Genomic DNA, 23469 nt, shown 5'->3' with positions numbered 1-23469 from the left:
GTGCCGGTATACAGGGCCGGTGGAAGATCCCCTGCCCGAGCAGATGCGCACCGCCGGCACCACGCTGCTGGCCGCCCTCGACCCCGCCGCCCGCGAGAGCGCCGTGCACCCGTTCGACGACGAGGCGGCCCGGCGCTGGCTGGAGTACCGGCCCCGACCCCGACCCGGCGTCAGCCTCGCCGAGTTGGACGTCGCCGGTCGCAAGGCCGCGCACCGACTGCTGGCCACCGCGCTCAGCCCTTCGGCGTACGCGCAGGCGATGGCGATCATCTCGCTGGAGGAGGTGCTGGACCGGGCCGAGGGCTGGCAGCGCGGTCGGCACAGCGCTGACTACTGGGTGGCCGTGTTCGGCGATCCGGCGCGCGACGACCGTTGGGCGTGGCGCCTCGAAGGACACCACCTGTCGGTGAACATGACCGTGGTGGACGACCAGGTCTCCCCCGCGCCGATCTTCTTCGGCGCCAACCCGGCCGTGGTCCGGTACGCCGGCCGCCCGGTTTCCCGCCCACTGGGTGTCGAGGAGGACCTGGCTCGGGCACTGCTCGACGCGCTGGGGCCGGCCGAGCGAGCCGCCGCGATCATCGCCGACGAGGCGCCTGCGGACATCATCAGCGCAACCCGCGGGCGGGTCGACGGGCCGCTGGAGCCGCTCGGCGTGCCGGCCGACCGACTGGGGCCGACCGGCCGCGCGTTGCTCGACCAGGTGGTCGCGCTCTACCTGGACCGGCTGCCGCCCGAGCTTGCCAACCGGGAGGCGGCTCGACTGGACGGCGGCCCCCTGCACTTCGCCTGGGCCGGTCCGACCCGCCCCGGGCAGCGGCACTACTACCGGGTGCAGGGCGACGACCTGCTGATCGAGTACGACAACACGACCGCCGACGGCAACCACGCGCACACCGTGCTGCGCCGCCCCGGGAGTGACTTCGGCGCCGACGTGCTGGCAACCCACCACCAAACCCACCACTAACAACCACCCCACCCCACCCACCCCACCCCACCCCACCCCACCCCGCCCCGCACCCCCGTCGATCATGGAGCTGTGGTGGGCGGCTTGCCCCGATGCGTGGCATCCGTGCGGCACCACAACTCCATGATCGACGCTGCGGAGTCAGGGGCGGGTGGCCTCGATGAGGAAGCGCTCGGCGTGGGCCACGAAAGGGCCCTCGGCGGTGATGCGGTGGTGCAGGTCCAGCAGTGGTGCGCGGTAACGGTCGACGGTGAACCCGGGCACCGTCCAGATCACCTTGCGCAGGAACCAGACCACCGCGCCGACGTCGAAGAAGGCCGCCCGCAGGGTGGCCCGGCGCAGGTCGACCACCCGTAGGCCAGCGGCTTCGGCGGCGGCGACCGCGTGCTCGGGGTGCCGCTGGGTCGGTGGCGGCAACGGACCGAGGATCGCCACACTCAGCTCCCGCATGGTGCCCGGCCCGATCTGTTGCGACAGGAACGTCCCGCCCGGCCGCAGCACCCGTGCCGTCTGCGCCCAGTCGGTACGCACCGGATGTCGGCTGACCACCAGGTCGAAGGACCCGTCGCGGAACGGCAGCGGCCCGTCCGGGGCGACCGCCACCACCGTCGCGCCCACCCGGCGCAGGGTCCGCCGGGCCACCTCGACGTTCGGCGGCCAGGCCTCGGTGGCCGTCAGCAGCTTCGGCGGGCTCGGCACCTCGGCGAGCACCTCCCCGCCACCGGTGTCCACGTCCAGTGCCGCGTCGGCGCGCGCCATCCGGTCGGCGACCAGCCGGGCGTACGCCCAGGGTGGGCGTTCCTCGGTGGCCCGGCCGTCCAACCAGTCGAAGCCCCAACCGTCGACCGGTGCGGCAGCCCCCTCCGCGATCAGATCCTCAGCGTCACGCACGGCGTTCATGGCGGTCAGCCTCGCCGGACGGTCGCACGGCCGGCAACCCATTTGCCGCCTCCGCGCTGGGCCGGGCCATGCCGTTGCGGGAAGCGGCAGGTCTCAGCCGAGGCCGAGCTTGTGCTCTTCGAGGGCGGCCTGGAGGATGCCGAGCGCCTTCGGTCCCATGCCGTGCAGCTCGGCCAGGTCCGACCGGGGGACGTCCGCGAGTTGGCGCAGTGTGGTGTAGCCGGCGCCGTGCAGGGCTCGAGTCGCGGGCGCACCGATCTTCGGAAGTGTGTCCAGAGACGAGGTCATCCGCGGATGGTAGACGGCCGTTTCCTCGGAGGTCGGCTCCGCGCGCCGGGCCGGCCGGTCGGGTCAGGGGCGTGGGCGGACGATCTCGACGGTGGAGCCGGCGAGCGCGTCGAGGCTGCCGGCCTCGGCGCGGCCGGTATCGAACTGGCGCATCAGCCGGGCGCCCAGGTGCACGCCGATCCCACCAACGGCCAGCGCGACCAGCTCGGTGACCAGGATCGCGGCTGACGCGCCGCGCTGCGGGGACTGTGCGCGGATCAGGCAGGTGAGCAGGAACATGCCGGCCATCACCGCGTTCACCAGGTTGAAGGCGATCGCGGTGCGGCGGGTGCGGTCGCCCGGAACGTCCCACAGGTCGACCATGCCGGCCACCACGGTCAGCGCGGCGGCGATGAGGGCCGCGACGCCCGTCCAGTAGCCGACCTCGCCCAGGAAAGCCGGCCCGCCGACGACGTCGGTGAGGTCGAAGACGGTGGCGCTGACGAACAGCCCGAGCGGGAACGTCACCAGCATCGGTTGGATCGGGTGCCCCTGCACCCGCAGCCGGCTCTGCATCGGGCCTCCCCCGGGTCGGCGCAGCTCACCTGACCAGAGTGCTACCCGCCCCCCGCCGCAGCGAAACGATGCCGCCCGACTCGCCGCCGGCAGAGAGAACGGGCACCCTCCGGCGCGCCCAGCGACTCCGGAAGGCCAGCGGCGACGTCGAGCGGTCCGCTCAGGTGTCGCGTTGGCGGGAGACCGTACGGACCAACCGCTCGGCCACCTCGCGCAGCGGGATGTCCAACGACGTCGCGGCGGTACGCAGCACCTCGAGGGCCTCGGCGGGCGGGCACCCACGCTGGGTCATGATCACGCCGACGGCCTGGCCCACCACCCCGTCGTGCAGCAGCGAGGCGTCCCGCTCACCGGCGAGCACGAGTTGCCGCCTGCGGTCGCGGACGGCGGCCAGCAGCAGCCCGGCGTGTTCGGCGAGCAGCATCGCGGTCAACTGGTGTTGCGGGGTCAGCAGGTTCGGCGAAGCGGCGTAGAGGTTGATCGCGCCGATCACCTGGTCGTCTATGTCCACCGGCGCGGAGATCACCCCGCGTACGCCAAGATCGCGGGCGCGCGGCGTCCAGGCCGGCCAGCGAGGCTCACCGGCCAGGTCGACGGCGAGGATCATCTCGCGGCGTCGGATCGCGCTCATCGCCGGCGAGTCGGGCCCGTGCCGCAGGTCGTCCAGGCCGGCCAGCCGTTCGTCGGAGGCGGCCACCCCGGCCGGTTCGCCGGCGCGCAGGGCGGTGAACCCGCACCAGCGCACCCCGGCCACCGCGTCCCGGGTGACTCGGACCAGCGCCAGCAGCGCCTCGTCGAAATCGGTCAGCGCGATCAGGCCGGCGGTCAACTCCCGCAAGAGTGCGGCGGTTTCCAGGACGCCGAGGTGCTGCACCACCGGTTCCCGCGTGTCGAGGTTCACCGGTCCGCAGCCTTCGCACACTCTCGCGCCTGCCCGGTGGGCATCGTCACCTGTGTCATCCGTCTGCTCTCTCCCGACTTGACCGACCAGCCCTACTACCCTCGGAAAGGCGGGTCGAAACGGCGTAAATCGGGGCCCCTGCCGCACGTGGACGCGCGACAGAGGCCCCGGCGGGCCTACGTCAGCGCGAGCCGCCGCCAAGTCGCCGCCCGATCGACGCGATCAGCCGATCGAGCTCGGAACCGAACGGGTTGTCGTGCACCAGGTACGTCCAGGTCGCGGTGGGCCGGACCAGGGTGCCATCCTCGGGCTGCCAGTCCTCATCGAATTCGGTCTCGAGGAAGGTAGCGATGGTGCGGGCCTCGATCTCCGGGATCAGGTCGTTGAACGCCGGCACCGCGGCCCGGTGGAACTCGTCCAGCGGGTCGAGCCGGCCCAGCGCCCGCAGGTGCACGCCCTCGCGGACCTCGGACAACTCGGCCAGGTGCTCCGCCCAGAGTCGGTCCAGGTGGAAGAGCGCGATCGAGCGGGCCGCACGGGCGAGCAGGTCCTCGTCCATCTCGCTCGCCTTGTCCGGCTCCTTCTCGAGCAGCATCACGGCGGCCACGTCGCTGGTCAGCAGCCGCTCCCGGCGCGCGGCGAGGGCCTTGCGCTGCTGCTCGATCACCACGCTGTAGCGCCAGGTGTTGCGGTGGATCTCGTGGTTGACACCCTCGGCGACCCGCTGGGCGTGCTCCACCGCGTAGTCCACCTGATCGTCGGTCACCAGACCGTCGGCGTTCATCCGCGGCGACGCCGGCACCGAGTCGGCGGCGTGCCGGACGACCAGGTCGTCCTCCAGGCTGACGAGGAAGACCGAGCCGCCCGGGTCACCCTGCCGGCCGGCCCGACCGCGCAACTGGTCGTCCACTCGGCGGCTGTCGTGCCGGCCGCTGCCGATCACGTAGAGCCCGCCCAGCTCGGTCACCCGATCCTGGTCGCTCTGGTCGCTGCCGCCGAGCCGGATGTCGACGCCCCGGCCGGCCATCTGGGTGGAGACGGTCACCGCGCCGTACGCGCCGGCCTCGGCGATGATCGCCGCTTCCTCGTCGTCGTTCTTGGCGTTCAGCACCACGCAGGGCACCCCGGCCGCGTTCAGCCCGGCGGCCAGCCCCTCGGACTCCTTGACGTCCAGCGTGCCGACCAGAACCGGCCGCCCCTTGGCGTGCCAGCGCTGGATCTCGTCGATCAGCGCCTCGTCCTTCTCCGCCCGGGTGGCGTAGATCCGGTCCGGCTCGTCCTCCCGGACGCACGGCGTGTTCGGCGGGATGACCGCGACCTCGAGGTCGAAGAACTCCCGCAGCTGGTCGCCGACCAGCACCGCGGTGGCGGTCATGCCGCAGAGCTTCGGGTAGAGCCCGAGGAACGCCTGCACGGCGATGGTGCCCAGCACCTCGCCCTCGGCGGTGGCGTCCAGGCCCTCCTTGGCCTCGACCGCGGCCTGGAGCCCGTCCGGCCAGCGGCGACGCTGGGCGACCCGGCCGCGCATCTCGTCGATCAGCTCGACCGAGCCGTCCCGGACGATGTAATCCACGTCGCGGTGCAGCAGGGCGTGTGCGTGCAGCGCCACGTTGACCGCGGAGAGCTGCGCGACGTGCTCCTCGTCGTACAGGTCGATGCCGAGCTTGGCCTCGATGGCGGCCAGGCCGGCGGAGGTGAACGCCACGCTCCGCCCGTCCTCGGCGACCGTGTAGTGCTTGCCCTTGCGCAGGCCACGGACCAGCCCGGCGGCGGCGTGCACCGGGTCCTGCTCGCCCGGCACCGCGCCGGCGAGGACCATCGGCACCCGAGCCTCGTCGATCATGATCGAGTCGGCCTCGTCGACGATCGCGGTGGCCAGCGCGGGCTGCACCCGGTCGTCCACGTCGGTGACCAACTGGTCGCGCAGGTAGTCGAAGCCCGCCTCGCTGACGGAGACGTAGGTGACGTCGCAGGCGTACGCGTCGCGCCGCTCCTGCGGGGTGGAGGCCTCGTTGACCCAGCCGACGGTGAGGCCGAGCAGGATGTAGACCGGCTCCATCCACTGGGCGTCGCGGCGGGCCAGGTAGTCGTTGACGGTGAGCACGTGCACCGGTCCGTTGCCGAGCCGGACGTGCCCGTACGCGGCGATCGTGGCGGTCAGCGTCTTGCCCTCACCGGTGGCCATTTCGGCGACCTTGCCCGAGAGCAGCGCCATCGCGCCGAGCAGCTGCACGTCGTACGGCCGCTGGTCGAGGCCACGGCGGGCGGCCTCGCGGCCGATGGCGCAGACCTCCTCGTAACCGGAGGCGGCACTCGCGGCCTCGGTCAACTCGGCGTCGTCGAGCGCGGCGAGGTCATCCTCGCGCGCCTCGATCGCCGGCAGCAGCTTCTCCAGCGGAGCAAGATCCACGGTCGAGCCGGGGCGCTGAAGGAACCGCCGGAACTTGCTCTTGAACCGTTGCGACACACCCATGAGCGGCAACGGTACGCGATTCCAGCCGGCTTGCGCGGCCCGGCCGCCCGGTATGTCGACCCGACGGGACGGGACTCAGCCGACCAGCAGCTGGTGGGTGGCGAGCTCCCGGTAGAGCGGATCAGTCGCGGTCAGCTCGGCGTGGGTGCCCACGGCCACCACCCGGCCGCCGTCGAGGACGACGATCTGGTCGGCGTCGACCACGGTGGCGAGCCGGTGCGCCACGATCAGCAGCGTTCGGCGGACGGCGACCGCGTCGATGGCGCGGCGCAGCGCGGCCTCGTTACGTGAGTCGAGGTTGCTGGTCGGCTCGTCGAGCAGCAGCACGGGTGGGCCGGCGAGCAGCGCGCGGGCGATGGCCAGCCGCTGCCGCTCACCCCCGGAGAGCAGCACCCCGCCCTCCCCCACCTGGACGTCCAGGCCCTGCGGGGAGCGCAGTGCCAGGTGGCCCAGGTTGACCTCGTCCAGGACGTCGCGCAGGCGGTCGTCGGTGGCGTCCGGGGTGGTGATCAGCAGGTTCTCCCGCAGTGTGCCGGCCAGCACGGGGGCCTCCTGCTCGACGTAGCCGAGCCGGGCCCGCAGCGCGTCGCGGGGCAGGTCCCGTACGTCGTTGCCGTCCAGTCGGACCGCCCCGGCGCTCACCTCGTAGAAGCGCTCGACCAGGGCCAGCAGGGTCGACTTGCCGGCGCCGGACGGGCCGACAAGTGCGGTACGGGTGCCGGCGGGCACCGCGAAGCTGACCTCGTGCAGCACCGACTCGCCACCCGGATAGCCGAACCCCACCCGGTCGAACTCGATCATGGGGATGGGGCGACGCGGGATCGCCGTCGCAGCGGCGGCCACCGGCCGGTCGTCCGCGCCCTCCGCTGGCACGGCGAGGATCTCCTCGATCCGTTGCAGGGCGCCCAGGCCAGACTGCAACTGGGTGTACGCGTTCAACACCTGGGCCAGCGGCAGAGCCAGGAAGAACAGGTACATGACGAAGGCGACCAGATCACCGACGGAGATCGCACCGGCGGCGACCCGGGCCCCGCCGATACCGAGCACCAGCAGGAACGCGCCCTGCACGGTGACCGAGCCGATCGGCCCGACCACCGCCTGCACCCGGGCCACCCGCAGCCCCGCCCCGTACGCCGCCCGGGCGCTACCGGTGACGGTCTCCGTCTCCCGGGCCTCGGCCCGGCTGGCCCGGATGGTCCGGGCCGCCGAGATGGCCCGCTCCACCGCCGAGGTCATCTCGCCGACCCGCTCCTGGGCGGCACGGGCCAGCGCCCGGACCCGCCGCGCGAAGGTGGCCGCGAAGCCCAGTCCCAGCCCCACCCCGAGCAGGGTGACGCCGAACAGCAGCGGATCGAGCAGCAGCATGGCGGTGCCCGCGCCGAGCACCATCACCGCCCCGGTGACCGTCTCGAAGAGCCCGGAGGTGACCACCGCCCGCAGCAGGGTGGTGTCCGAGCCCACGCGGGAGAGCAGGTCGCCGGTGCGCCGACGGTCGTACTCGGCGATGGGCAACCGCAGCAGGTGACCGGCGAGCCGTCGCCGGGTGCCCAGCACCAGCCCTTCGGCCGTGCGTTGCAGGAGGTAGTTGCGCAGGCCGCCGATCGCCGCGCCGAGCAGCACGAGGGCCACCAGCACCGCCACCAGCCGGGACACCCCCAGGCCGTCGCTCACCCGGTCGAGCACGGACCGGGTGAGCAGCGGCTGGGCCAGTGACGCCCCCGCCCCGGCCAGCGACAGCGCGCCCACCACGATCAGGGTGCCGCGGTGCTCACGCAGGTACGGCAGCAGCGCGGTCAGGCCGACCGGCCGGTCCTTCGGGGTGCTCATGCCGGGAACGGTAGCCCGCCGTGTCACCGGGCGGGCGCGCTCCGGGGCCAGGTCACGCGGCCAGCACCACCTGTAGCTCCTGGCGGCGACGGTTGGCCAGGTCGGTGAGCAGGGTGGGTGCCTCGTCGAACGGCACCACCGCCGAGACGAGGTGCTTGCGGATCACGTCCCCGTAGGTTCGGAGCAGGTCGACCGTCTCGGCGGAGAGCCGCTCGCGGTCCCAGCTGGGGGCGAGTCCGCGCGGCACCCGACCGATCTGCGCGCAGCGCAGCGACAGCCCGTTGTGGTGGAACTCCTCACCGAGCCGGACCGCGTCCGCGCCGCCCTGGTAGAAGGCGAGGTCGATGACCGTGCCCTGTGGGCGCAGCAGCCGCAGGGCGAGCTGCAACGCCCACGCCTGCCCCCGGCACTGGAACACCACGTCGGCGCCCCGGTCACCGGCGGTGTGAGCCCAGCGGGTCTTGAGCACGACCGCCGGGTCGTCCGCGTCCGGGTCGAGGGTTTCCAGGCCGAGCGCCTCGGCGACCTGGCGGCGTTGCGGGGTGGGGTCGAGCACCACCACCGAGGCAGCGCCGTTGCGCCGGGCGAACAGCGCCGTCAGCAACGCCACGACACCGGCGCCGACAACGGCGACCCGTCGGCCGCGTACCCCGTCGCCGAGCGTGCGGACGTCGGCGCCGTGCAGGTCGGCGGCGGCGTGCAGCAGACCGTTGGCGCAGATGGGACCCATGTGCGCGACGTAGACGCCGAGCAGCGGGTCCAGGTCGTCGGGCAGCGCCACGAACCGTTCGGCGACCGGGTCGGCCAGCCAGCCGGTGCGGTGCCCGTACGTCATCGCGCCGACCGTGCCCACCGCGACGGCCGGGGTGGCGCTCTCCACCACCCGGCCGACCTGCATGTAGCCGAGCCGGGTCACCGGGTACGGGGTGCTCGCCGCGCCCGGCTGGAACAGCCCCAGGTCGGCGTTCCAGGTGACGTTCAGGTACGGGTTGGTGCCCTTCACGTAGCTCAGCTCGGTGCCGGCGGAGACCCCGCTGAACAGGGTCTCGACCCGGAACGTGCCGGGGCGCACCGGCGGGGCGTCCTGCTCGACGAGGTCGACCCGGCCAGGGCCGGTGACCACCACGACCTTGTCACGCATCGACGGTCACCCCCGTGCTGAGCGCCGCCGGGGCGGTCGGGGTGGCGAGCCGCACGGTCGCGCCGGTGCGGGCCGAGTCGGCCACCGCGAGGGCTAGCCGCTGGGTGGCCAGGGCTTCGGCGTACGGCACTCGGACGTCGTCGCCGATGCCGCGTACGGCGTCGATGAAGGCCCGGTCCACCGCCACCCGGGCGGCTTCCGGGTCGGCGGGGACGTGTCGTTCACCGTCGGCGTCGCGGATCGACAGGCCGTCCTCGGAGAGGGAGAGGGCCAGCCCGTCGGCGAGGATCTCCAGGCCGGCGCGGTGCTTCCAGCCCAGCACGCAGGCGGCGCTGAGCGTGCCGACCGCGCCGTCGGCGAAGCGCAGCGCGGCGGTGGTCACCGAGTCGATGTCGGCGCCGTCGACCGGAGGCGGGGTGCCGTTGCCGTACGCGGTGACCTCGGTCACCTCGCCGGCCAGCACGCGGATCAGGTCCAGCACGTGGGCGGCCTGCTCGACCACCGGGCCACCGGAGCGGTCCCGCTGCGACCACCACGCCACCGGGGGCACCTTGTCCAGCCAGGCGCCGCTGACCATCCGCACCGGGCGGTCGGCGAGCAGTGCACGGGCCTCGTCGAGCACGCTGCTGTAGCGCCAGTGGTGGCCGACGGCGGTGCGCAGCCCGCTGCGCGCTACCAGGTCGGCGATCCGCTCGGCGGTGCTGAGGTCGACCGCTACGGGTTTTTCCACGAACATCGGCACCCCGGCGGCGATCACCGCCTCCTCGGCTGGGCCGTGCGCGAACGGTGGCACGCAGACGTACACCGCGTCCAGGCCGGTCGCCAGCAGCTCGGCGACGTCGGCGCAGGCCCGCCCGCCGTGCTCTGCGACCAGCGCCGACGCCGCCTTCGGCGTGACGTCGGTGACCCCGACCAGCTCGACGTCGTCGAATCCGGCCAGCACCCGCGCGTGACGTTGTGCCACCCCGCCGGCTCCGACCAGACCCACCCGGCATTCACGCATTCGACAACCCCTTCGAAGACCTTTCATATGCGATGGGAACAGTCCCCTGGTGTGTGCGCAATCAAACGTTCATCCCCCGGGAACGCGTCAGCGTCACCTCTGTGATCAAGCTGTTGCCTTGAAAGCGGTTAGCGCGTGCTGCGGAATGGGAACAACCAATTTCGGTTTTTCCACGCACGAATGGAGGGGTGCCCGTGCGGGATGCAACATCGAGCGTGTCACCAGTGGTGGAGGCGTGGGCCACCTATCGGACGACGTCGGCGGGGGACTGGCCGGCGCGTCGACTGCTGCGTGCCAAGGGTGATACCCGGGTCAGCGTGGTGCTGCCGGCGCGCAACGAGGAGGCCACCGTCGGCGCGATCGTGTCGACCATCCGGGAGCACCTGATGGATCGGGTCACCCTGGTCGACGAGCTGATCGTGGTGGATTCACGTTCAACCGACCGCACCGCGCAGGTGGCCCGTGCCGCCGGCGCGGAGGTGGTCAGCCAAGACGCGATGACCCGGGGGCTGCCCCGGCTCACCGGCAAGGGCGACGCGCTCTGGGCCGGTCTGGCCGCCGCCGAGGGGGACGTGGTGGCGTTCATCGACGCCGACCTGCGGGAGTTCCGGCCGCACTTCGTGAGCGGGCTGCTCGGCCCGCTGCTGACCGACCCGTCGGTCGATTTCGTGAAGGGCTTCTATCACCGGCCCCTGGTGGGCACCGCCAGCGTGGAGCAGGACGGCGGGGGCCGGGTGACCGAGCTGATGGCGCGTCCGCTGCTCAACCTCTTCTGGCCCGAGTTGGCCGGCTTCGTGCAGCCGCTCGCCGGCGAGTACGCGGGCCGCCGGGACGTGCTGGCCCAGGTGCCGTTCGTCTCCGGGTACGGGGTGGAGACGGCCATGATGATCGATCTGCTCGAAATGGTGGGCCTGGACGCGATGGCGCAGGTCGACCTCGGTGAGCGCAAGCACCGGCACCAGGACACGGCGGCCCTCGGCCGGATGTCCGCGCAGATCATGTTGACTGCCTGGTCCCGGTTGCAGCGGCGCGGATGGGCGACCCCCGGGCTTTCACCGGAGACGCTGCTGACCCAGTTCCGTCGCGGTGGCTCGGACACGTTGCCGAACCTCGACCGCGAGATCGTGGTCAGCGACGTGGCCATCGAGGAGCGCCCGCCGCTGGCCGAGCTGCGCCACCGGGTGCCCCGTCGACGGGTGGCCGCCGCGTGAGCGCGAGGAGTGCGCCGCTCTTGCGAGCCCCGCAGTCGCGAACCGAAGGTCCAGTGAGCGGCAGCGGCAGGAAGGGAGGGGCACGATGAGCCTCACCGTGCTGATGAACGCAGGCCCGTGGCTGTCCGTGCCACCGCCCGGTTACGGCGGCATCGAGAACGTGATCGCCACGCTGGTGCCGGAGCTGCGGCGTCTCGGCGTACGGGTGGTGCTCGCCTCGGTGGGCAGCAGCACCCTGCCGGTGGACGAGCAGATGTCGGTCTTCGCCGACGGGCAGTTCGCCGCGTTGCAGCGGCCGTACAACCAGGTCTGCGGGATCGCCCAGGCGCACCTGGCCGGGGTGGTCCGTGAGCTGCACTCCCGCGACGACATCGACCTGGTGCACGACCACGTGGAAGCGGTCGGGCTGGCGACTCTCGCCGCGATGGGGCCGGCCGGCCCGCCGACCCTGCACACCCTGCACTGGGACCTGGCCAAGCACCCGGCGCTCTACGGCGCTCTGGACGGCGGCGCCCGGGTCCGGGTCAACGGTGTCTCCGCGTCGCAACTGGCCCGAGCCCCGCTGGCGTTGCGAGAGCACTCGGTGGGGCACGTGCACCTGTCCACCCCACTCGCCGTGGATGCCGACCGGCGGCCCCGGCCGGAGAAGGGCGAGCACCTGCTCATCCTGGGCCGGATCAATCCGGGCAAGGGGCAGGACGTGGGCGCCCGGCTCGCGCATCGCGTCGGTATCCCGCTGGTGCTGGCGGGGCCGGTCGGCCCGTACCACCGGCCGGACGATCTGGCCGCGGCCGGCGACGAGGCCCGACAGAACCCGGACGTGCGGTTCTTCCTCGACGAGGTGGCGCCACACATCGACGGTGACCTGGTCCGCTGGGTCGGCACCGTGGCCGGTCAGGACCGGGACGACCTGCTCGCCAGCGCCCGCGCGTCGCTGTTCCCGCTGCGCTGGGAGGAGCCGGGCGGCACGGCGGTCGTCGAGTCACTCGCCCTCGGCACACCGGTGGTGGCCACCGCCCGGGGTTGCCTGCCGGAGTTGATCGAGCACGGCCGGACCGGGCTGCTCACCACCGACGAGGACGAGCTGGCCGATCTCGTACTCTCCGCCAACCTGCTCGACCCCGACGAGTGCCGGCGGGTGGCCGCGCAGCGGTTCACCCCCGCGGTCATGGCCCAGCGCTACGTCGAGCTGTATGAGCGGGTCCGTCGGCTGGCCAGCGCGCCGCGGCTGCTACCGGCCTGACCGGCGACGCGGCAGGACCGTGGGCGCGGATTGACCGTCGTCGCAACCGGAGCGGCGGCCGCGGTTTGTCGGCGGCGGCAGCGGGTAGCCCGGCAGCGCTCATGCCCGCCGCGCAGCGAGGAGCCGGTGATGGTCGGACCGATGGCCCACTCCCGGGCCCGACCCAACCCGGCCGACGGCAAGCCGCCGGTCCGCCGCGCGGCGGCAACGGTGGGGGTGCTGTTCCTCCTGATCGGCGTGCTCGGCTTCGTGCCGGGGATCACCAGCGGCATGGACGCTCTGCGCTTCGCCGGCCACGGCTCGGGCGCGTACCTGTTCGGCGTCTTCCAGGTGTCGGTGCTGCACAACCTGGTGCACCTGGCGTTCGGGGTGGCGGGTCTGGTGCTGGCGCGGACGGTCACCGGCGCTCGGACGTTCCTGATCGGCGGCGGCGCCGTCTACCTGGTGCTCTGGCTGTACGGGCTGGCGGTGGACCACGACACCGGGGCGAACGTGCTCCCGGTCAACGACGCCGACGGCTGGCTGCACCTGGGCCTCGGCGTCGGCATGATCGCGTTGGGCCTCCTGACCGGGCGGCCCCGTCCGTAACCTGCTGTCGCGCGCCGTGACCTGCCTCGCCCCCGCCGTCGGTCCGGTTTGGTCCGGCACGGCGTCGGGTAGTTGGCAGATCCCGACCCAGCAGCGAATCGAGGCGCCGATGTCGAGCCGGATCACCTGCGACGTGCACACCACCACACCGGTGGCGGTCGTCCGGCTCAAGGGTGCGCTGGACCTGGGGACCATGCGGTCGGTGCACGAGGCGCTCACCGACGCGCTCGTCGATCAGCCGGAGGCGCTGGTCGTCGACATGGCCGAGGTGAATGTCAAGGACCGGCTGGCGCTGTCCGTCTTCGCCGCGACCGCCCGTCGGGCCGAGGAGTGGCCGGCCGTGCCGGTGGTGCTCTGCGCCCCGTCGCCGGTCGCCGCGCGATGGCTGGCCGAGTCGACCACGTGCCGAGTGGTCCCGGTGTCCGCGGACTGCGCGGAGGCGACCCGGGTGGCAGGCGCGACAAGCACGTTGCGGATGCGGACCCGGCTGGAGCCGGTGGCCGGGGCCTGCCGGCGTGCCCGGGAGCTGGTCACCGACGCGTGCGCGCGGTGGAACCTGCCCGACGCGGCCGGCCCGGCCGCGTTGGTGCTCACCGAGCTGGTCGGCAACGTGGTCCGGCACGCCGGCACGCCGATGCAGGTGACGGTGACCCTGCGCCGACCGTACCTGCACCTGGCGGTCGTGGACGGCAGCTGCGCGGAGGCCCGGCCGGGCGGGACGAACCTGCACGCCGAGGGTGGGCGCGGGCTGCTCCTGGTGCGGGAACTGGCCCAGAAGTGGGGCAGCGTGCCGGCCGGTCAGGGCAAGGCGGTCTGGGCGATGCTGCCGGCGACCTGATCATTCGAGGTGCTTGCACCCGGTACCGACGATCTGACCGAATTTACCGCTCTGGCCTGGTTACATGGTGAGAGGGTCGGGTAGGCATTGCCCGTCCTTTCTGCCGTCACGACGGGGTGAGCAGCCATGCCCAAGCGGGTAACCACGGAACCCGGCCGCGATCGGGGCCCGGCGATCCTGGCACCGGCCCGCTTCGGGGGCTTCCCCGGGGCGGTACGAACACCGGTCCCCGGCAACTCGTTGATCAAGTTCCTTGCCACCACCGACCACAAGCAGATCGGTGTGCTGTATCTGCTGACCTCCTTCGGGTTCTTCGTGTTGGCGGGCCTGGAGGCCATGGTGATGCGGGCCGAGCTGGCCCGCCCGGGGATGCAGATCCTCTCCCCGGAGCAGTACAACCAGCTCTTCACCTCGCACGGCGCGGTGATGCTGCTGCTGTTCGCGACCCCGGCGGCCTTCGGGTTCGGCAACTTCATCGTGCCGATCCAGATCGGTGCGCCGGACGTGTCGTTCCCCCGCCTCAACGCGCTGGCCTACTGGCTCTACCTGTTCGGCGGGCTCATGGTGGTCGGGGGCTTCCTCACCCCGCAGGGCTCGGCCGACTTCGGCTGGACCGCGTACACCCCACTGAGCAGCGTCGAAAACTCCCCCGGTGTGGGTGCGAACATGTGGGTGCTCGGCCTGGTCGTCTCCGGGTTGGGCACCATCCTCGGCGCGGTCAACCTGATCACCACGATCCTGACCCTGCGCGCGCCCGGCATGACCATGTTCCGGATGCCGATCTTCACCTGGAACATGCTCTTCACCAGCGTGCTGGTGATCCTGGTCTTCCCGCTCCTGGCCGCCGCACTGCTGGCGCTGTCCGCCGACCGGCTGCTCAACGCGCACGTCTATGACGCGGCCACCGGCGGGCCGATGCTCTGGCAACACCTGTTCTGGTTCTTCGGCCACCCCGAGGTGTACATCATCGCGTTGCCGTTCTTCGGCATCATCACCGAGATCATTCCGGTCTTCTCCCGCAAGCCACTCTTCGGCTACACCGGGATGGTGCTGGCCACCGTCGCCATCACCGTGCTGTCCATGACGGTCTGGGCGCACCACATGTTCGCCACCGGCCAGGTGCTGCTGCCGTTCTTCAGCATCCTCAGCTATCTGATCGCGGTGCCCACCGGCGTGAAGTTCTTCAACTGGATCGGCACCATGTGGAAGGGCCAGCTCACCTTCGAGACACCGATGCTGTTCTCCATCGGATTCCTGGTCACCTTCCTGCTCGGTGGGCTCACCGGGGTGCTGCTGGCCAGCCCTCCGGTGGACTGGCACACCCACGACAGCTACTTCGTCGTGGCGCACTTCCACTACGTGGTCTTCGGCACCGTGGTCTTCGCCCTCTTCGCCGGCTACTACTTCTGGTGGCCGAAGATGACCGGCCGGCTGCTCGACGAGCGGCTGGGCAAGGCGCACTTCTGGACCATGTTCATCGGCTTCCACGGCACCTTCCTCGTGCACCACTGGCTGGGCACCAAGGGCATGCCCCGCCGGTACGCCGACTACCTGCCCACCGACGGATTCACCGGACTGAACACGCTCTCCACGATCTTCTCGTTCATCCTCGGGGCGTCCACCCTGTTCTTCATCTACAACGCGTGGAAGTCCTGGCGGTACGGGGCGGTCGTGACGGTGGACGACCCGTGGGGCTTCGGCAACTCGTTGGAGTGGGCCACCAGCTGCCCACCGCCGCTGCGCAACTTCGACCAGATGCCCCGGATCCGATCCGAGCGCCCCGCCTTCGACCTGAAGTACGGTCCGCTCGTCGCCGATCTGGGCCGCGACCTGCCACAGCGCACCACGAAGCCGCCGCAACAGTTCGCCGAGGAACTGCGGACCGAGCACCACGCGCCAGAGTCGCCCGCCGCCGAGGGCGCGCACGGTGCCCGCGACGCGGTCGAGTTCCAGCCGGCGCCGCAGTCCGGCGCCCGGCCGGTGGACGTGCCGGAGCCCGAGGGCGTCCGCCGGCCGAGCTTCGAGCAGAGCGACGCACCCCAGGACGCCGAGGACGCGCCGAAGCCGCACGAACGCTGGCGCCACCCGCACAGCGACGACAAACCCGAGGAACGCTGACCGGCGTACGCCGAGAGGGCCGACACCCCGGTGGGTGTCGGCCCTCATCGTGTCGGTGGGCGCGTGGGTGCTGCCCGGCCTGCCGGCCCAGTCCCGGGCGGTTGGTTGCTCAGTCCCGGGCGGGAGCCAGGCCGGCGGCGGTGAGTGAGCGGCGCACCGCGGGCTGGACCCGGGTCAGCCGCAGTGGCACCCCGGTCCGCTCCGCCGCGTCCCGCCCGGCCATCAGCGCGGCGATCCCGCCGGCGTCGAAACCGCCCGCGCCGACCAGGTCGACGACCACCTCGCTGGGCTGGCCGGTGACCGCCTCCAGCATGGCCCGGCGCAACTGGTCCGCGCCGTCGCGGTCGACCTCGCCGCCGACCTCGACCACCACCTGGTCGCCGTTCTGCTTGATGGAGATCCGGGTCTTGCCGGGGTCGGGTTCGGCGGCACCGTTCTGCCATGGCGGCGGCGCGTCGGCGAGCATCGCCTGACGCAGCCAGGTGAGCGCCCGCGACAGCAGCCGGGACACGTGCATCTGCGAGATGCCGAACCGGGCGGCGATCTCCGCCTGGGTCTGGTTGCCGTAGAAGCGCATCGCCAGGATCCGCCGCTCACGCCAGGGCAGTCGGTGCAGCAGACCGCTGACCGTGACCCGGTCGTCGACCGATTCCAGCGCGTTGTCCGACTCGCCGACGAGGTCCCCGAACTCCGCGGAGCTCTCCCCGCCCACCGGTGCGTTGAGTGAGGCCGGACTGTAGCCGGCCGCCGACTCCAGCGCGGCGAGGATCTCCTCCTGCGGAGTCTCCAGTCGGGCCGACAGTTCGGCCACCGACGGCGCCCGGGACAGTTCGCTGGTCAGCGCGGCGGTGGCCTGCCCCACCTCGAGGATCAGGTCACGCAGCCGGCGGGGTACGTGTACGCCCCAGGTGCGGTCCCGGAAGTGCCGTTTGATCTCCCCCACGATGGTGATCGCGGCGTACGCGGTGAACGAGCCCCGTTCCGGGTCATACCGGTCGACGGCGTTGACCAGCCCCAGCCGGGCCACCTGCTCGAGGTCTTCCAGTGGCTCCCCACGCCCCCGGTACCGGCGGGCGAGCCGGCCGGCGAAGGGCAGCGCGAAGCGCACCAGGTCCTCCCGGGCCTCCCCCCGCCGCTCCGGCGGCAGCCCTGCGATCCGGGCCGCGTACGCCAGTGCCGCCGCGTCGAGATCCTCCAGACCTCGATCGGTGGGTGGTGGTGTCGTGGTCGTGGTCGTGCTCGTCTGTCCGAACATCCGCGCCTCCCTCAGGAAGGTCCCCCGCCCGGATCGGGAAACCGGTCGTGCGCGTGGTCGAGCCACGCACCGGGCCGGAAAAGTGGGTCAGTGACTGGGATGCCAGCGGGCGACACCGCCTCTACGCAGCGCAATTAGGCCGTCGCAGCCAGCGATGTTCCCGCTCCGTAGGTACTCAATCACGGGACCCCGGGTTCGCGAGGATGTTTCGGCGTGCTCCGCCTCAGGAGACCAGCAACCCCTGGTGGCCGCCGCTGTCGCGGAGCACGGCCAACGCTTCTGCGACCCCCAGCGGGGGCGGCGCGGGCAGGTCGTACGGCTGGGCACGCAGGACCTCGGTGGCCCGGCGGGTGGGCACCGAGGTGACCGGGTATCCCCGGGCGGCAGTCCGGTCCAACGCCCGCCGCCGCCGCCCGAACCCGGCCACCGCCAGCCACTGCGGCAGCCCCGCCAGGGCGGGCGAGCGCACCCCGGGCGGCTCGGGCAACACGTCCACCGAGCTGAACGCCTCGCTGCCGGCCAGCCACCACTCGGCCTCGTCGACGCTGCGCCGGGTGGCGTTCTCACACCAGTACGGCACCAGCCCCGCCCGCACCACCTGCCACGGGTCGAGTAACCGGCCGCACTCCACCACCAACCGGTTACCGGTCTTGCCGGCGCCGCGCAGCCACCGCCGGTACAGGTCGGCCACGCCCGCGCTCAGCGCCGCCGGCCGGGGCACCAGCACCCGGTGCAGCGGGTGCTCGTGCCGCGCCGACCAGTCCCGCGCGGCAAGCTCGAAGCCTGAGTCGACGCCGTGCTCGGCGTAACCCGACGGTACGGACACCTCCGGCGGCTCCCACCGGGCCGGATCGCCGCCGACGGAGCGCAGCACCTGCCGCAGCACCTGGCTGTCCGGGTGGAAGTCGACCGGGTCCAACCCGCTGGCCGGGCAGCCGACCTGGAAGCTGTGCCCCACACCGCGCTCCAGCACCGGCCAGGTACGCGCGTCGCGGACCAGCAGCACCGGGGCGCCCGGGACCAGTCGGTCGGCCAGGAACTGCGCGTACGCGGCCGGCAGGGCCCTCCACGCGGCGGCCAGCGACACCGTCGCCCCGATCAACGGGCCATGGCTGGCCGGGCAGTGCACCTGGCGTAGGTGCAGGTCGGCGTTGCTGGCGAGTAGCCGGGCGGCGAGTGCCGCGCCGTGCTCCAGGGCGTCCGCCGGGCGGTCCACCGCGCCGTCGGACCAGTGCACCGACATCTCGAAGCCGGCCGGCAGCCAGGGCACGCCGAGAGCCACCGCAAGGTGTGCCGCCGCGCCGTGTGGAGAGCCGATCAGCACTCCGGGGTAGCGCCGGCGGGGGTACTGGTCGACGAACCAGCGGGCCACCCGGGCGGCGTCCACCTCGTCGACCTGGGCAACGGTGAGCGCGACCCGACCGGCGGCGCGGGTGACCGCGGCGCGGCGTACCAGCTCCGGGGCGCCGGGGAACCGCGACGTCGGCCCGGTGTGCCCGAGGTCGGCGCAGTCCTCCCCACGCAGCGCCCGGGCGGTGGCGGCGACCAGCACCCGGGCGGTGCTGCCCGCGGCCACGACCCGGTCGCCGGCAAGACCGGCGCCATCGGCCGTGAGCCCCTTGTGCACCTTGTGCACCGGCCCCACCTTGCCTCGTTCGCTCACCACGCGGCCCGGCTTCCCGTCCCGATGGGGTTCAAACGGGGCATCACCCACCCGGCGGCACATTTCGCTGCTCAGCGGGGTGCGCCGGTCATCACCGGCGTTCGGTCGCTCGGGGTTTCGCCCGGGCCAGGGCGGGCACTTCCGGGGCCATGCGCACCGACGACACCAGCGAGCCAGCCGCCGCCACGATCACCCCGTACGAGGACGGACCGCTGCTGGTCCGCGGCGACTTCGAACTGGTCACCCCGGACGGCGAGCGCATTGACGCGCGGCGGGGCACGGTGGCGCTCTGTCGGTGCGGCAAGTCGGCGCTCAAGCCGTTCTGCGACGGCACCCACAAGGTGGTCGACTTCCGCGCGGGCACCGCCCGCGAGGGCTGACCCGGTCAGGCGAGGGCTGGCTCGGGTCAGGCGACGACGGGTTCGGCCGGCGGTGCCATGGCGGACGCCGTCGCGACGAGCGGGATGGTCGGCAGCACGTGCGACGGCAGGGTCCGTGCGGCGGGTGAGCGCAGTGAGCTGCGGCCGGCGGCCCAACTGTCCAGCAGGTGCGCGGCGAACAACCGGTCCACCGCGAGCCCGGCCGCCGCGCCGAAGAGCACGTCGGGCGCGAGGGCTGGTTCGACGCGGACCAGGCCGCCGCACATGTCGTGGGCGGCGATCTGCTCGTGCACCGCGTCGGCCTCGACGTGCTCGTCGTAGAAGCGGGTGCCCACCTCGTCGAAGCCGAGCCGACGCAGCCCGTTGCCGTAACGACGGTTCGGCAGCGAGGAGGTCATCTCGAACGCGGCCAGGTGCCCGAGCAGCGCGCCGCGCAGCCGCCGGTGCAGCCCGAACAGCGACATCAGGTTGTTGGTCGCCAGGGTCACCGCGGGCACCACGTCCAGGTGGGCGGCGTACGCGATGTCCAGGCCCAGCCGGTCGAGGGTGCACCGGAACAGCTCGGCGTGCATCCGGTCCAGCCGGCCGTTGCCGTACTCGTCGGTCTGGATCTCGACGAGCGCGGCCTTCGCCGGGCCACCGAGGCGGGGCAGCGCCCAGCTGTGCGGGTCCGCCTCGCGCAGGTGGTACACGGACCGGTGGGTGACGAACTCGCGGAACTGGGTGAGGTCGGCGCGACGCTGCAGCGTCGCAGCCAGCGGCGGCCCGTTGTCGGCCGCGACGAGCTCGGCCAGGCCGGCCGCCACCCCGGCGGCGGGCACCGGCGGCGAGCCGACCAGCCGACGCAGCGCCGCCTCGAAGGCCCGTTCGGCGTGGGCTCGCAGCGCGAGCAGCGTCGGCTGCCACTCCCACGACTCGTCCACCCCGTGCCAACCCCGGTAGTGCAGCTCGTAGCAGAGGAAGAGCGTCAGCTGGAGGTCCTCGTCGAGGATCGGGTCCGCCGGGTCCAGGTCGACGCCGAGACCGATCGGCAGGTCGTGCGGCGGGCGCCGCAGAGCCTCGATGACGGCCGCCGAGAGCGGGCCGCGCGGCCGCGGCAGCGTCGCGGGGCCGTAGCGGCGATCAGCGGGCTCGGACATGGGACCTCCAGCGTCGTCGGGCCGCTACTGATGCCCTGGCCCACAGCAGCTAAACGAGATCTTCGGCGCTCGCGGTAGCCTCCACCTGCTCCCGGACCTTCCGGGCGGGGGCACCGTCGGCGTACAGGCCCCGCAGGTCGGCGAACGCCGGCTCCGGCGGCGCCAGCGACACCGCCGGGTCGACAACGGCCTCCAGTACGCAGGGACGGTCGGCGGCCAGCGCCTCGTCCCAGGCCGCGCCGACCAGCTCCGGGCGGTCCACCCGCACACCGTGCAGCCCGAGCAGCCGGGCCCAACCGGCGTACGGCACGTCGGGGCGGCGGTGTGTCGGGTCGGCCGACGACTCCCGCCCGCCACCCATGCCGTTCTGGTCCCGGTTGTTGAGCACCAGCACCACCAGCCGAGGGTCCCGCCACTTCTGCCAGTGGTGCGACACGGTGATCAGCTCGGCGAGCCCGTTGAGCTGCATCGCCCCGTCACCGACCAGCGCGATCACCGGTTGGTCCGGGGCGGCGAGCTTGGCGGCCACCGCGTACGGCAGTGCGCAGCCCATCGAGCCGAGGGTGCCGCACAGTTGCGCGTTCACCCCGGGTGGCAGGGTGAGGTGCCGGGCGTACCAGTAGAGGACCGAGCCGACGTCGACCGCGACCGCGCCGGTGCCCGGCATCCGGGCGGACAGCTCCTGGAGTACGAGCTGCGGGTTGACCGGGTCGGCGGGCGCGGCGGCCCGGTCGGCGGCGACCTCCCGCCACCGGTCCACGGAGCTCTCCACGGTGGCGCGCCACCGCTGCTCGGGCCGACCACGCACGCGGGTCAGCAGCGCCCGCAGCGTCTCGGCGGCGTCACCGACCAGCGGCACGTCGGCCGGGTAGCGGCTGCCGATCCGGCGGCCGTCGATGTCGATCTGCACCGTGCGGGCCTGCTCGGGCATCGGGAAGTAGTCGGTCCACGGGTCGTTGGTGCCGACCATCAGCAGCGTGTCGCAGCCGCCCATCAGCTCGGCCGCGGCCGGGGTGCCGACCTCGCCGAGCACCCCGGTGTGAAACGGCAGCCGCTCGTCGAGCACCGGCTTGCCCAGCAGTGAGGTGGCCACCCCGGCGCCGAGCCGGTCGGCCATCTCGATGATCTCGGCGGCCGCGTCCCGACCGCCCTGCCCCACCAGGATCGCGGTGCGCTGACCGCCGCTGAGCAGCTGCGCGGCGGCGTCGAGGTCCACCTCGTGGGGCAGCACCCGGGCCAGCGGCTCACCGGGCGTCGCGGAGATCACCCCGGAGGCGTACGTCTGCAGGTCGGGCACCAGGGCCTCCTGCAACTGCCGGGGCAGCACGACACAGGTCGGGCTGCGGGTGGCCGCCGCCGTACGGAACGCCTGGTCCAGCAGCGCACCCACGTCCTCGGGGCTGCGGCCGTACTGGACGAACTGGTTGCACACGTCGCCGAAGAGCCGGCTCAGCCCGATCTCCTGGTGCGCGCCGCCGAGCGGCCCGGAGATGTCTTCCCCGACGATCGCCACCACCGGCTTGCTGTCCAGCTTGGCGTCGTAGAGGCCGTTGAGCAGCTGGACGGCGCTGGGCCCCTGGGTGGCGAGGCAGACCCCGATGCCGCCGGTGAACTTGGCGTGCCCGGTGGCCATGAACGAGGCGGTCTCCTCATGCCGGGCCGGGATGAACGCCGGCTCACCGCCGGTCCGGTGCAACGCGTCGACCAGCGGGGCGATCGCCTCGCCCGGGTACCCGAAGGCGCGGGGCACCCGCCAGGCCAGGAGCCGCTCCACCACGACGTCCGCGACACGTCGCTCAGCCATTGCCGCGCCCCGGTGTGCCGGGGTCGACGTAGCGCAGCACCGCTCCGACACCGTCGGTGAGTTCGGGTGCCTCGTCCGGGCCCAGCACGGTCAGCGCCGCGTCGGTGCCGACGAGCGCCCGGATCAGCGCCGCGTCGGCGCGTACCCGCTGCGGGTCGGCCACCGACATCGCGGACAACTGGCCGGGGTCGACGGCGATCTCGGTGGGCTCGGAGCCGATCCACAACTCACCGTTGGCCGACGGATCATCCACGATGATCATCGTGTCGACCTGGTTGCGTTGCAGGGCCGAGACGACCGCGTCGAGACCGCCGCCCACGTCCTCCTGCACGCCGAACTTGTCCAGGGCGGCGGCGATCCGCTGGTCGGCGACCTCCGCGATGGTCTGCACGGTGAGGTCGTCCAGCATCGTCTGGTCGGCGCCGCCGGCCCGTGAGCCCGCATCGGTGCGGACCATCAGGTCCTGCCAGCGCGCCGGCATCTGGGCGGCGATCATCCCGGTGGCCCGAATATCGCCGGCGACGACCACGACCTCAGCGCCTACCTTCTCGGCCAGCTCCACGGTCGCGGCGGTGACATCGCCGGCGTTGCGGTGCCACGCCTCCATGGCGGCCCTCTGGTAGATGTCCTGGGACCAGCCGCCGGGCTGCGGACGGCGCAACGGGAAGGTCTCCCCACCGACGACGTGCGCCTTCCGGGGGACCCCACCGGCGCTGATCGCGATCGCGTCCGCGCCGGTCCGGTCGGCCAGCACCCGCACCCAGGCCACCTGTTCGCCGCGCTGGGCGAGGAGCGGCATCACGTGCGGAAGTGGACCGTAACTGGCCAGATCGCGCAGTGGTGGCGCGGACAGGTACTCGGAGAGCACCACCCGGCCGTGACTGGCGAAGACCGCCAGACCGTAGTCGCCGACCATCGGGTCGTGGCCACGGATCACCCGGTCCAGCGCGGCGATGCTCGCCTCGTCGGCCCCCTGTTCGGCGAGGCGCCGTTCCAGGGCACGCCAGCGCAGGTCCAGCGCTGGTTTGGCATCCTCCGTATCCGCGGAGGCATCCAGATACACCGAGCACCACGGCCCGGGACGGTCGTAGAGCGGGCGCAGGAAGGACAGCTGCATGCTCGACCCCTTTCCAGCTCGGCCCCCCGCTTACCCGGGTCGCCCGGGATGTCACCTC

20 protein-coding genes are annotated in these 23469 nt (G+C 72.7%); 7 read left to right on the top strand and 13 right to left on the bottom strand.

Going from position 1 to position 23469, the window contains the following annotated elements:
• The first annotated feature begins 19 nt into the window (after window positions 1-19).
• Window positions 20-967: a DUF3500 domain-containing protein gene (locus PCA76_RS15440; RefSeq protein ID WP_272618859.1), complete on the top strand. Its 948-nt coding sequence runs from the start codon at window positions 20-22 to the stop codon at window positions 965-967.
• A gap of 141 nt (window positions 968-1108) precedes the next feature.
• Here PCA76_RS15440 and PCA76_RS15435 read toward each other — a convergent pair whose 3' ends face one another.
• The 8 genes from PCA76_RS15435 to PCA76_RS15400 form a co-directional block, all read right to left on the bottom strand.
• Entirely contained in the window at window positions 1109-1867 is a 759-nt protein-coding gene (locus tag PCA76_RS15435; RefSeq protein ID WP_272618857.1) for a class I SAM-dependent methyltransferase, read from the bottom strand.
• 93 nt (window positions 1868-1960) lie between these two features.
• Window positions 1961-2155, bottom strand: a complete 195-nt coding sequence (locus tag PCA76_RS15430) for a helix-hairpin-helix domain-containing protein (protein ID WP_272618855.1) — start codon at window positions 2153-2155, stop codon at window positions 1961-1963.
• A 63-nt stretch (window positions 2156-2218) separates the two neighbouring features.
• Entirely contained in the window at window positions 2219-2710 is a 492-nt protein-coding gene (locus PCA76_RS15425; RefSeq protein ID WP_272618853.1) for a DUF2231 domain-containing protein, read from the bottom strand.
• A gap of 160 nt (window positions 2711-2870) precedes the next feature.
• A complete protein-coding gene (locus PCA76_RS15420) occupies window positions 2871-3611 on the bottom strand; it encodes a GAF and ANTAR domain-containing protein (RefSeq protein WP_272618851.1) in 741 nt (246 codons plus the stop codon).
• 181 nt (window positions 3612-3792) lie between these two features.
• Complete coding sequence (gene secA2, locus PCA76_RS15415; protein WP_272618849.1) at window positions 3793-6084, bottom strand: accessory Sec system translocase SecA2; 2292 nt, start codon at window positions 6082-6084, stop codon at window positions 3793-3795.
• A gap of 75 nt (window positions 6085-6159) precedes the next feature.
• Window positions 6160-7911 carry an ABC transporter ATP-binding protein gene (locus PCA76_RS15410; protein WP_272618847.1) on the bottom strand — a complete coding sequence of 584 codons (1752 nt, stop codon included), beginning with the start codon at window positions 7909-7911 and terminating at the stop codon, window positions 6160-6162.
• A gap of 52 nt (window positions 7912-7963) precedes the next feature.
• Complete coding sequence (locus tag PCA76_RS15405) at window positions 7964-9052, bottom strand: zinc-dependent alcohol dehydrogenase (protein WP_272618845.1); 1089 nt, start codon at window positions 9050-9052, stop codon at window positions 7964-7966.
• Entirely contained in the window at window positions 9045-10055 is a 1011-nt protein-coding gene (locus PCA76_RS15400) for a Gfo/Idh/MocA family protein (protein WP_272618843.1), read from the bottom strand. Before PCA76_RS15400 ends, PCA76_RS15405 begins: the two co-directional genes overlap by 8 nt.
• 227 nt (window positions 10056-10282) lie before the next feature.
• On the opposite strand from PCA76_RS15400, the gene PCA76_RS15395 reads away from it, so the two are divergent.
• The 5 genes from PCA76_RS15395 to ctaD all read left to right on the top strand — a co-directional run bounded on the left by PCA76_RS15395 (window position 10283) and on the right by ctaD (window position 16053).
• Window positions 10283-11266 (top strand): glucosyl-3-phosphoglycerate synthase, encoded by a 984-nt coding sequence (locus PCA76_RS15395; RefSeq protein WP_272619400.1) that lies wholly within the window; start codon window positions 10283-10285, stop codon window positions 11264-11266.
• A gap of 85 nt (window positions 11267-11351) precedes the next feature.
• Window positions 11352-12509, top strand: coding sequence for a glycosyltransferase (locus PCA76_RS15390; protein ID WP_272618841.1), 1158 nt, complete (start codon window positions 11352-11354; stop codon window positions 12507-12509).
• Between the two features lie 129 nt (window positions 12510-12638).
• Window positions 12639-13097, top strand: a complete 459-nt coding sequence (locus PCA76_RS15385) for a DUF4383 domain-containing protein (RefSeq protein WP_442930228.1) — start codon at window positions 12639-12641, stop codon at window positions 13095-13097.
• A 109-nt stretch (window positions 13098-13206) separates the two neighbouring features.
• Entirely contained in the window at window positions 13207-13935 is a 729-nt protein-coding gene (locus PCA76_RS15380; protein WP_272618839.1) for an STAS domain-containing protein, read from the top strand.
• A gap of 126 nt (window positions 13936-14061) precedes the next feature.
• Window positions 14062-16053 carry an aa3-type cytochrome oxidase subunit I gene (gene ctaD / locus PCA76_RS15375; RefSeq protein WP_272618837.1) on the top strand — a complete coding sequence of 664 codons (1992 nt, stop codon included), beginning with the start codon at window positions 14062-14064 and terminating at the stop codon, window positions 16051-16053.
• 109 nt (window positions 16054-16162) lie between these two features.
• On the opposite strand, the gene PCA76_RS15370 is transcribed toward ctaD, so the two are convergent.
• Both PCA76_RS15370 and PCA76_RS15365 read right to left on the bottom strand, forming a co-directional pair.
• Window positions 16163-17308 carry a SigB/SigF/SigG family RNA polymerase sigma factor gene (locus PCA76_RS15370; RefSeq protein WP_272618835.1) on the bottom strand — a complete coding sequence of 382 codons (1146 nt, stop codon included), beginning with the start codon at window positions 17306-17308 and terminating at the stop codon, window positions 16163-16165.
• Window positions 17309-17531: 223 nt separating this feature from the next.
• The gene (locus PCA76_RS15365; protein WP_272618833.1) at window positions 17532-18974 is read right to left on the bottom strand and encodes a hypothetical protein; all 1443 of its coding nucleotides are present in this window, start codon (window positions 18972-18974) and stop codon (window positions 17532-17534) included.
• 146 nt (window positions 18975-19120) lie between these two features.
• On the opposite strand from PCA76_RS15365, the gene PCA76_RS15360 reads away from it, so the two are divergent.
• Entirely contained in the window at window positions 19121-19351 is a 231-nt protein-coding gene (locus PCA76_RS15360; RefSeq protein WP_272618831.1) for a CDGSH iron-sulfur domain-containing protein, read from the top strand.
• Window positions 19352-19377: 26 nt separating this feature from the next.
• On the opposite strand, the gene PCA76_RS15355 is transcribed toward PCA76_RS15360, so the two are convergent.
• Genes PCA76_RS15355 through PCA76_RS15345 form a run of 3 tightly spaced genes read right to left on the bottom strand, consistent with a single transcriptional unit; the run spans window position 19378 to window position 23411 of the window.
• The gene (locus PCA76_RS15355; protein ID WP_272618828.1) at window positions 19378-20490 is read right to left on the bottom strand and encodes an iron-containing redox enzyme family protein; all 1113 of its coding nucleotides are present in this window, start codon (window positions 20488-20490) and stop codon (window positions 19378-19380) included.
• A gap of 49 nt (window positions 20491-20539) precedes the next feature.
• Window positions 20540-22294 carry a thiamine pyrophosphate-binding protein gene (locus PCA76_RS15350; protein WP_272618826.1) on the bottom strand — a complete coding sequence of 585 codons (1755 nt, stop codon included), beginning with the start codon at window positions 22292-22294 and terminating at the stop codon, window positions 20540-20542.
• Complete coding sequence (locus PCA76_RS15345) at window positions 22287-23411, bottom strand: baeRF2 domain-containing protein (protein WP_272618824.1); 1125 nt, start codon at window positions 23409-23411, stop codon at window positions 22287-22289. Before PCA76_RS15345 ends, PCA76_RS15350 begins: the two co-directional genes overlap by 8 nt.
• Between the last annotated feature and the right edge of the window lie 58 nt (window positions 23412-23469).

It is taken from the genome of Micromonospora sp. LH3U1, from assembly GCF_028475105.1.
GTDB lineage: Bacteria > Actinomycetota > Actinomycetes > Mycobacteriales > Micromonosporaceae > Micromonospora.
Note: the sequence above shows the minus strand (reverse complement) of the source record. Positions and strands in the feature narration are given on the sequence as shown.

Coding starts and splice junctions, on each gene's coding strand:
- PCA76_RS15430 (WP_272618855.1), bottom strand. CDS start 2,155: ATGACCTCGTCTCTGGACACACTTCCGAAGATCGGTGCGCCCGCGACT.
- PCA76_RS15390 (WP_272618841.1), top strand. CDS start 11,352: ATGAGCCTCACCGTGCTGATGAACGCAGGCCCGTGGCTGTCCGTGCCA.
- PCA76_RS15400 (WP_272618843.1), bottom strand. CDS start 10,055: ATGCGTGAATGCCGGGTGGGTCTGGTCGGAGCCGGCGGGGTGGCACAA.
- secA2 (WP_272618849.1), bottom strand. CDS start 6,084: ATGGGTGTGTCGCAACGGTTCAAGAGCAAGTTCCGGCGGTTCCTTCAG.
- PCA76_RS15350 (WP_272618826.1), bottom strand. CDS start 22,294: ATGGCTGAGCGACGTGTCGCGGACGTCGTGGTGGAGCGGCTCCTGGCC.
- PCA76_RS15425 (WP_272618853.1), bottom strand. CDS start 2,710: ATGCAGAGCCGGCTGCGGGTGCAGGGGCACCCGATCCAACCGATGCTG.
- PCA76_RS15380 (WP_272618839.1), top strand. CDS start 13,207: ATGTCGAGCCGGATCACCTGCGACGTGCACACCACCACACCGGTGGCG.
- PCA76_RS15355 (WP_272618828.1), bottom strand. CDS start 20,490: ATGTCCGAGCCCGCTGATCGCCGCTACGGCCCCGCGACGCTGCCGCGG.
- PCA76_RS15370 (WP_272618835.1), bottom strand. CDS start 17,308: ATGTTCGGACAGACGAGCACGACCACGACCACGACACCACCACCCACC.
- PCA76_RS15360 (WP_272618831.1), top strand. CDS start 19,121: ATGCGCACCGACGACACCAGCGAGCCAGCCGCCGCCACGATCACCCCG.
- PCA76_RS15435 (WP_272618857.1), bottom strand. CDS start 1,867: ATGAACGCCGTGCGTGACGCTGAGGATCTGATCGCGGAGGGGGCTGCC.
- PCA76_RS15385 (WP_442930228.1), top strand. CDS start 12,639: ATGGTCGGACCGATGGCCCACTCCCGGGCCCGACCCAACCCGGCCGAC.
- ctaD (WP_272618837.1), top strand. CDS start 14,062: ATGCCCAAGCGGGTAACCACGGAACCCGGCCGCGATCGGGGCCCGGCG.
- PCA76_RS15405 (WP_272618845.1), bottom strand. CDS start 9,052: ATGCGTGACAAGGTCGTGGTGGTCACCGGCCCTGGCCGGGTCGACCTC.
- PCA76_RS15345 (WP_272618824.1), bottom strand. CDS start 23,411: ATGCAGCTGTCCTTCCTGCGCCCGCTCTACGACCGTCCCGGGCCGTGG.
- PCA76_RS15410 (WP_272618847.1), bottom strand. CDS start 7,911: ATGAGCACCCCGAAGGACCGGCCGGTCGGCCTGACCGCGCTGCTGCCG.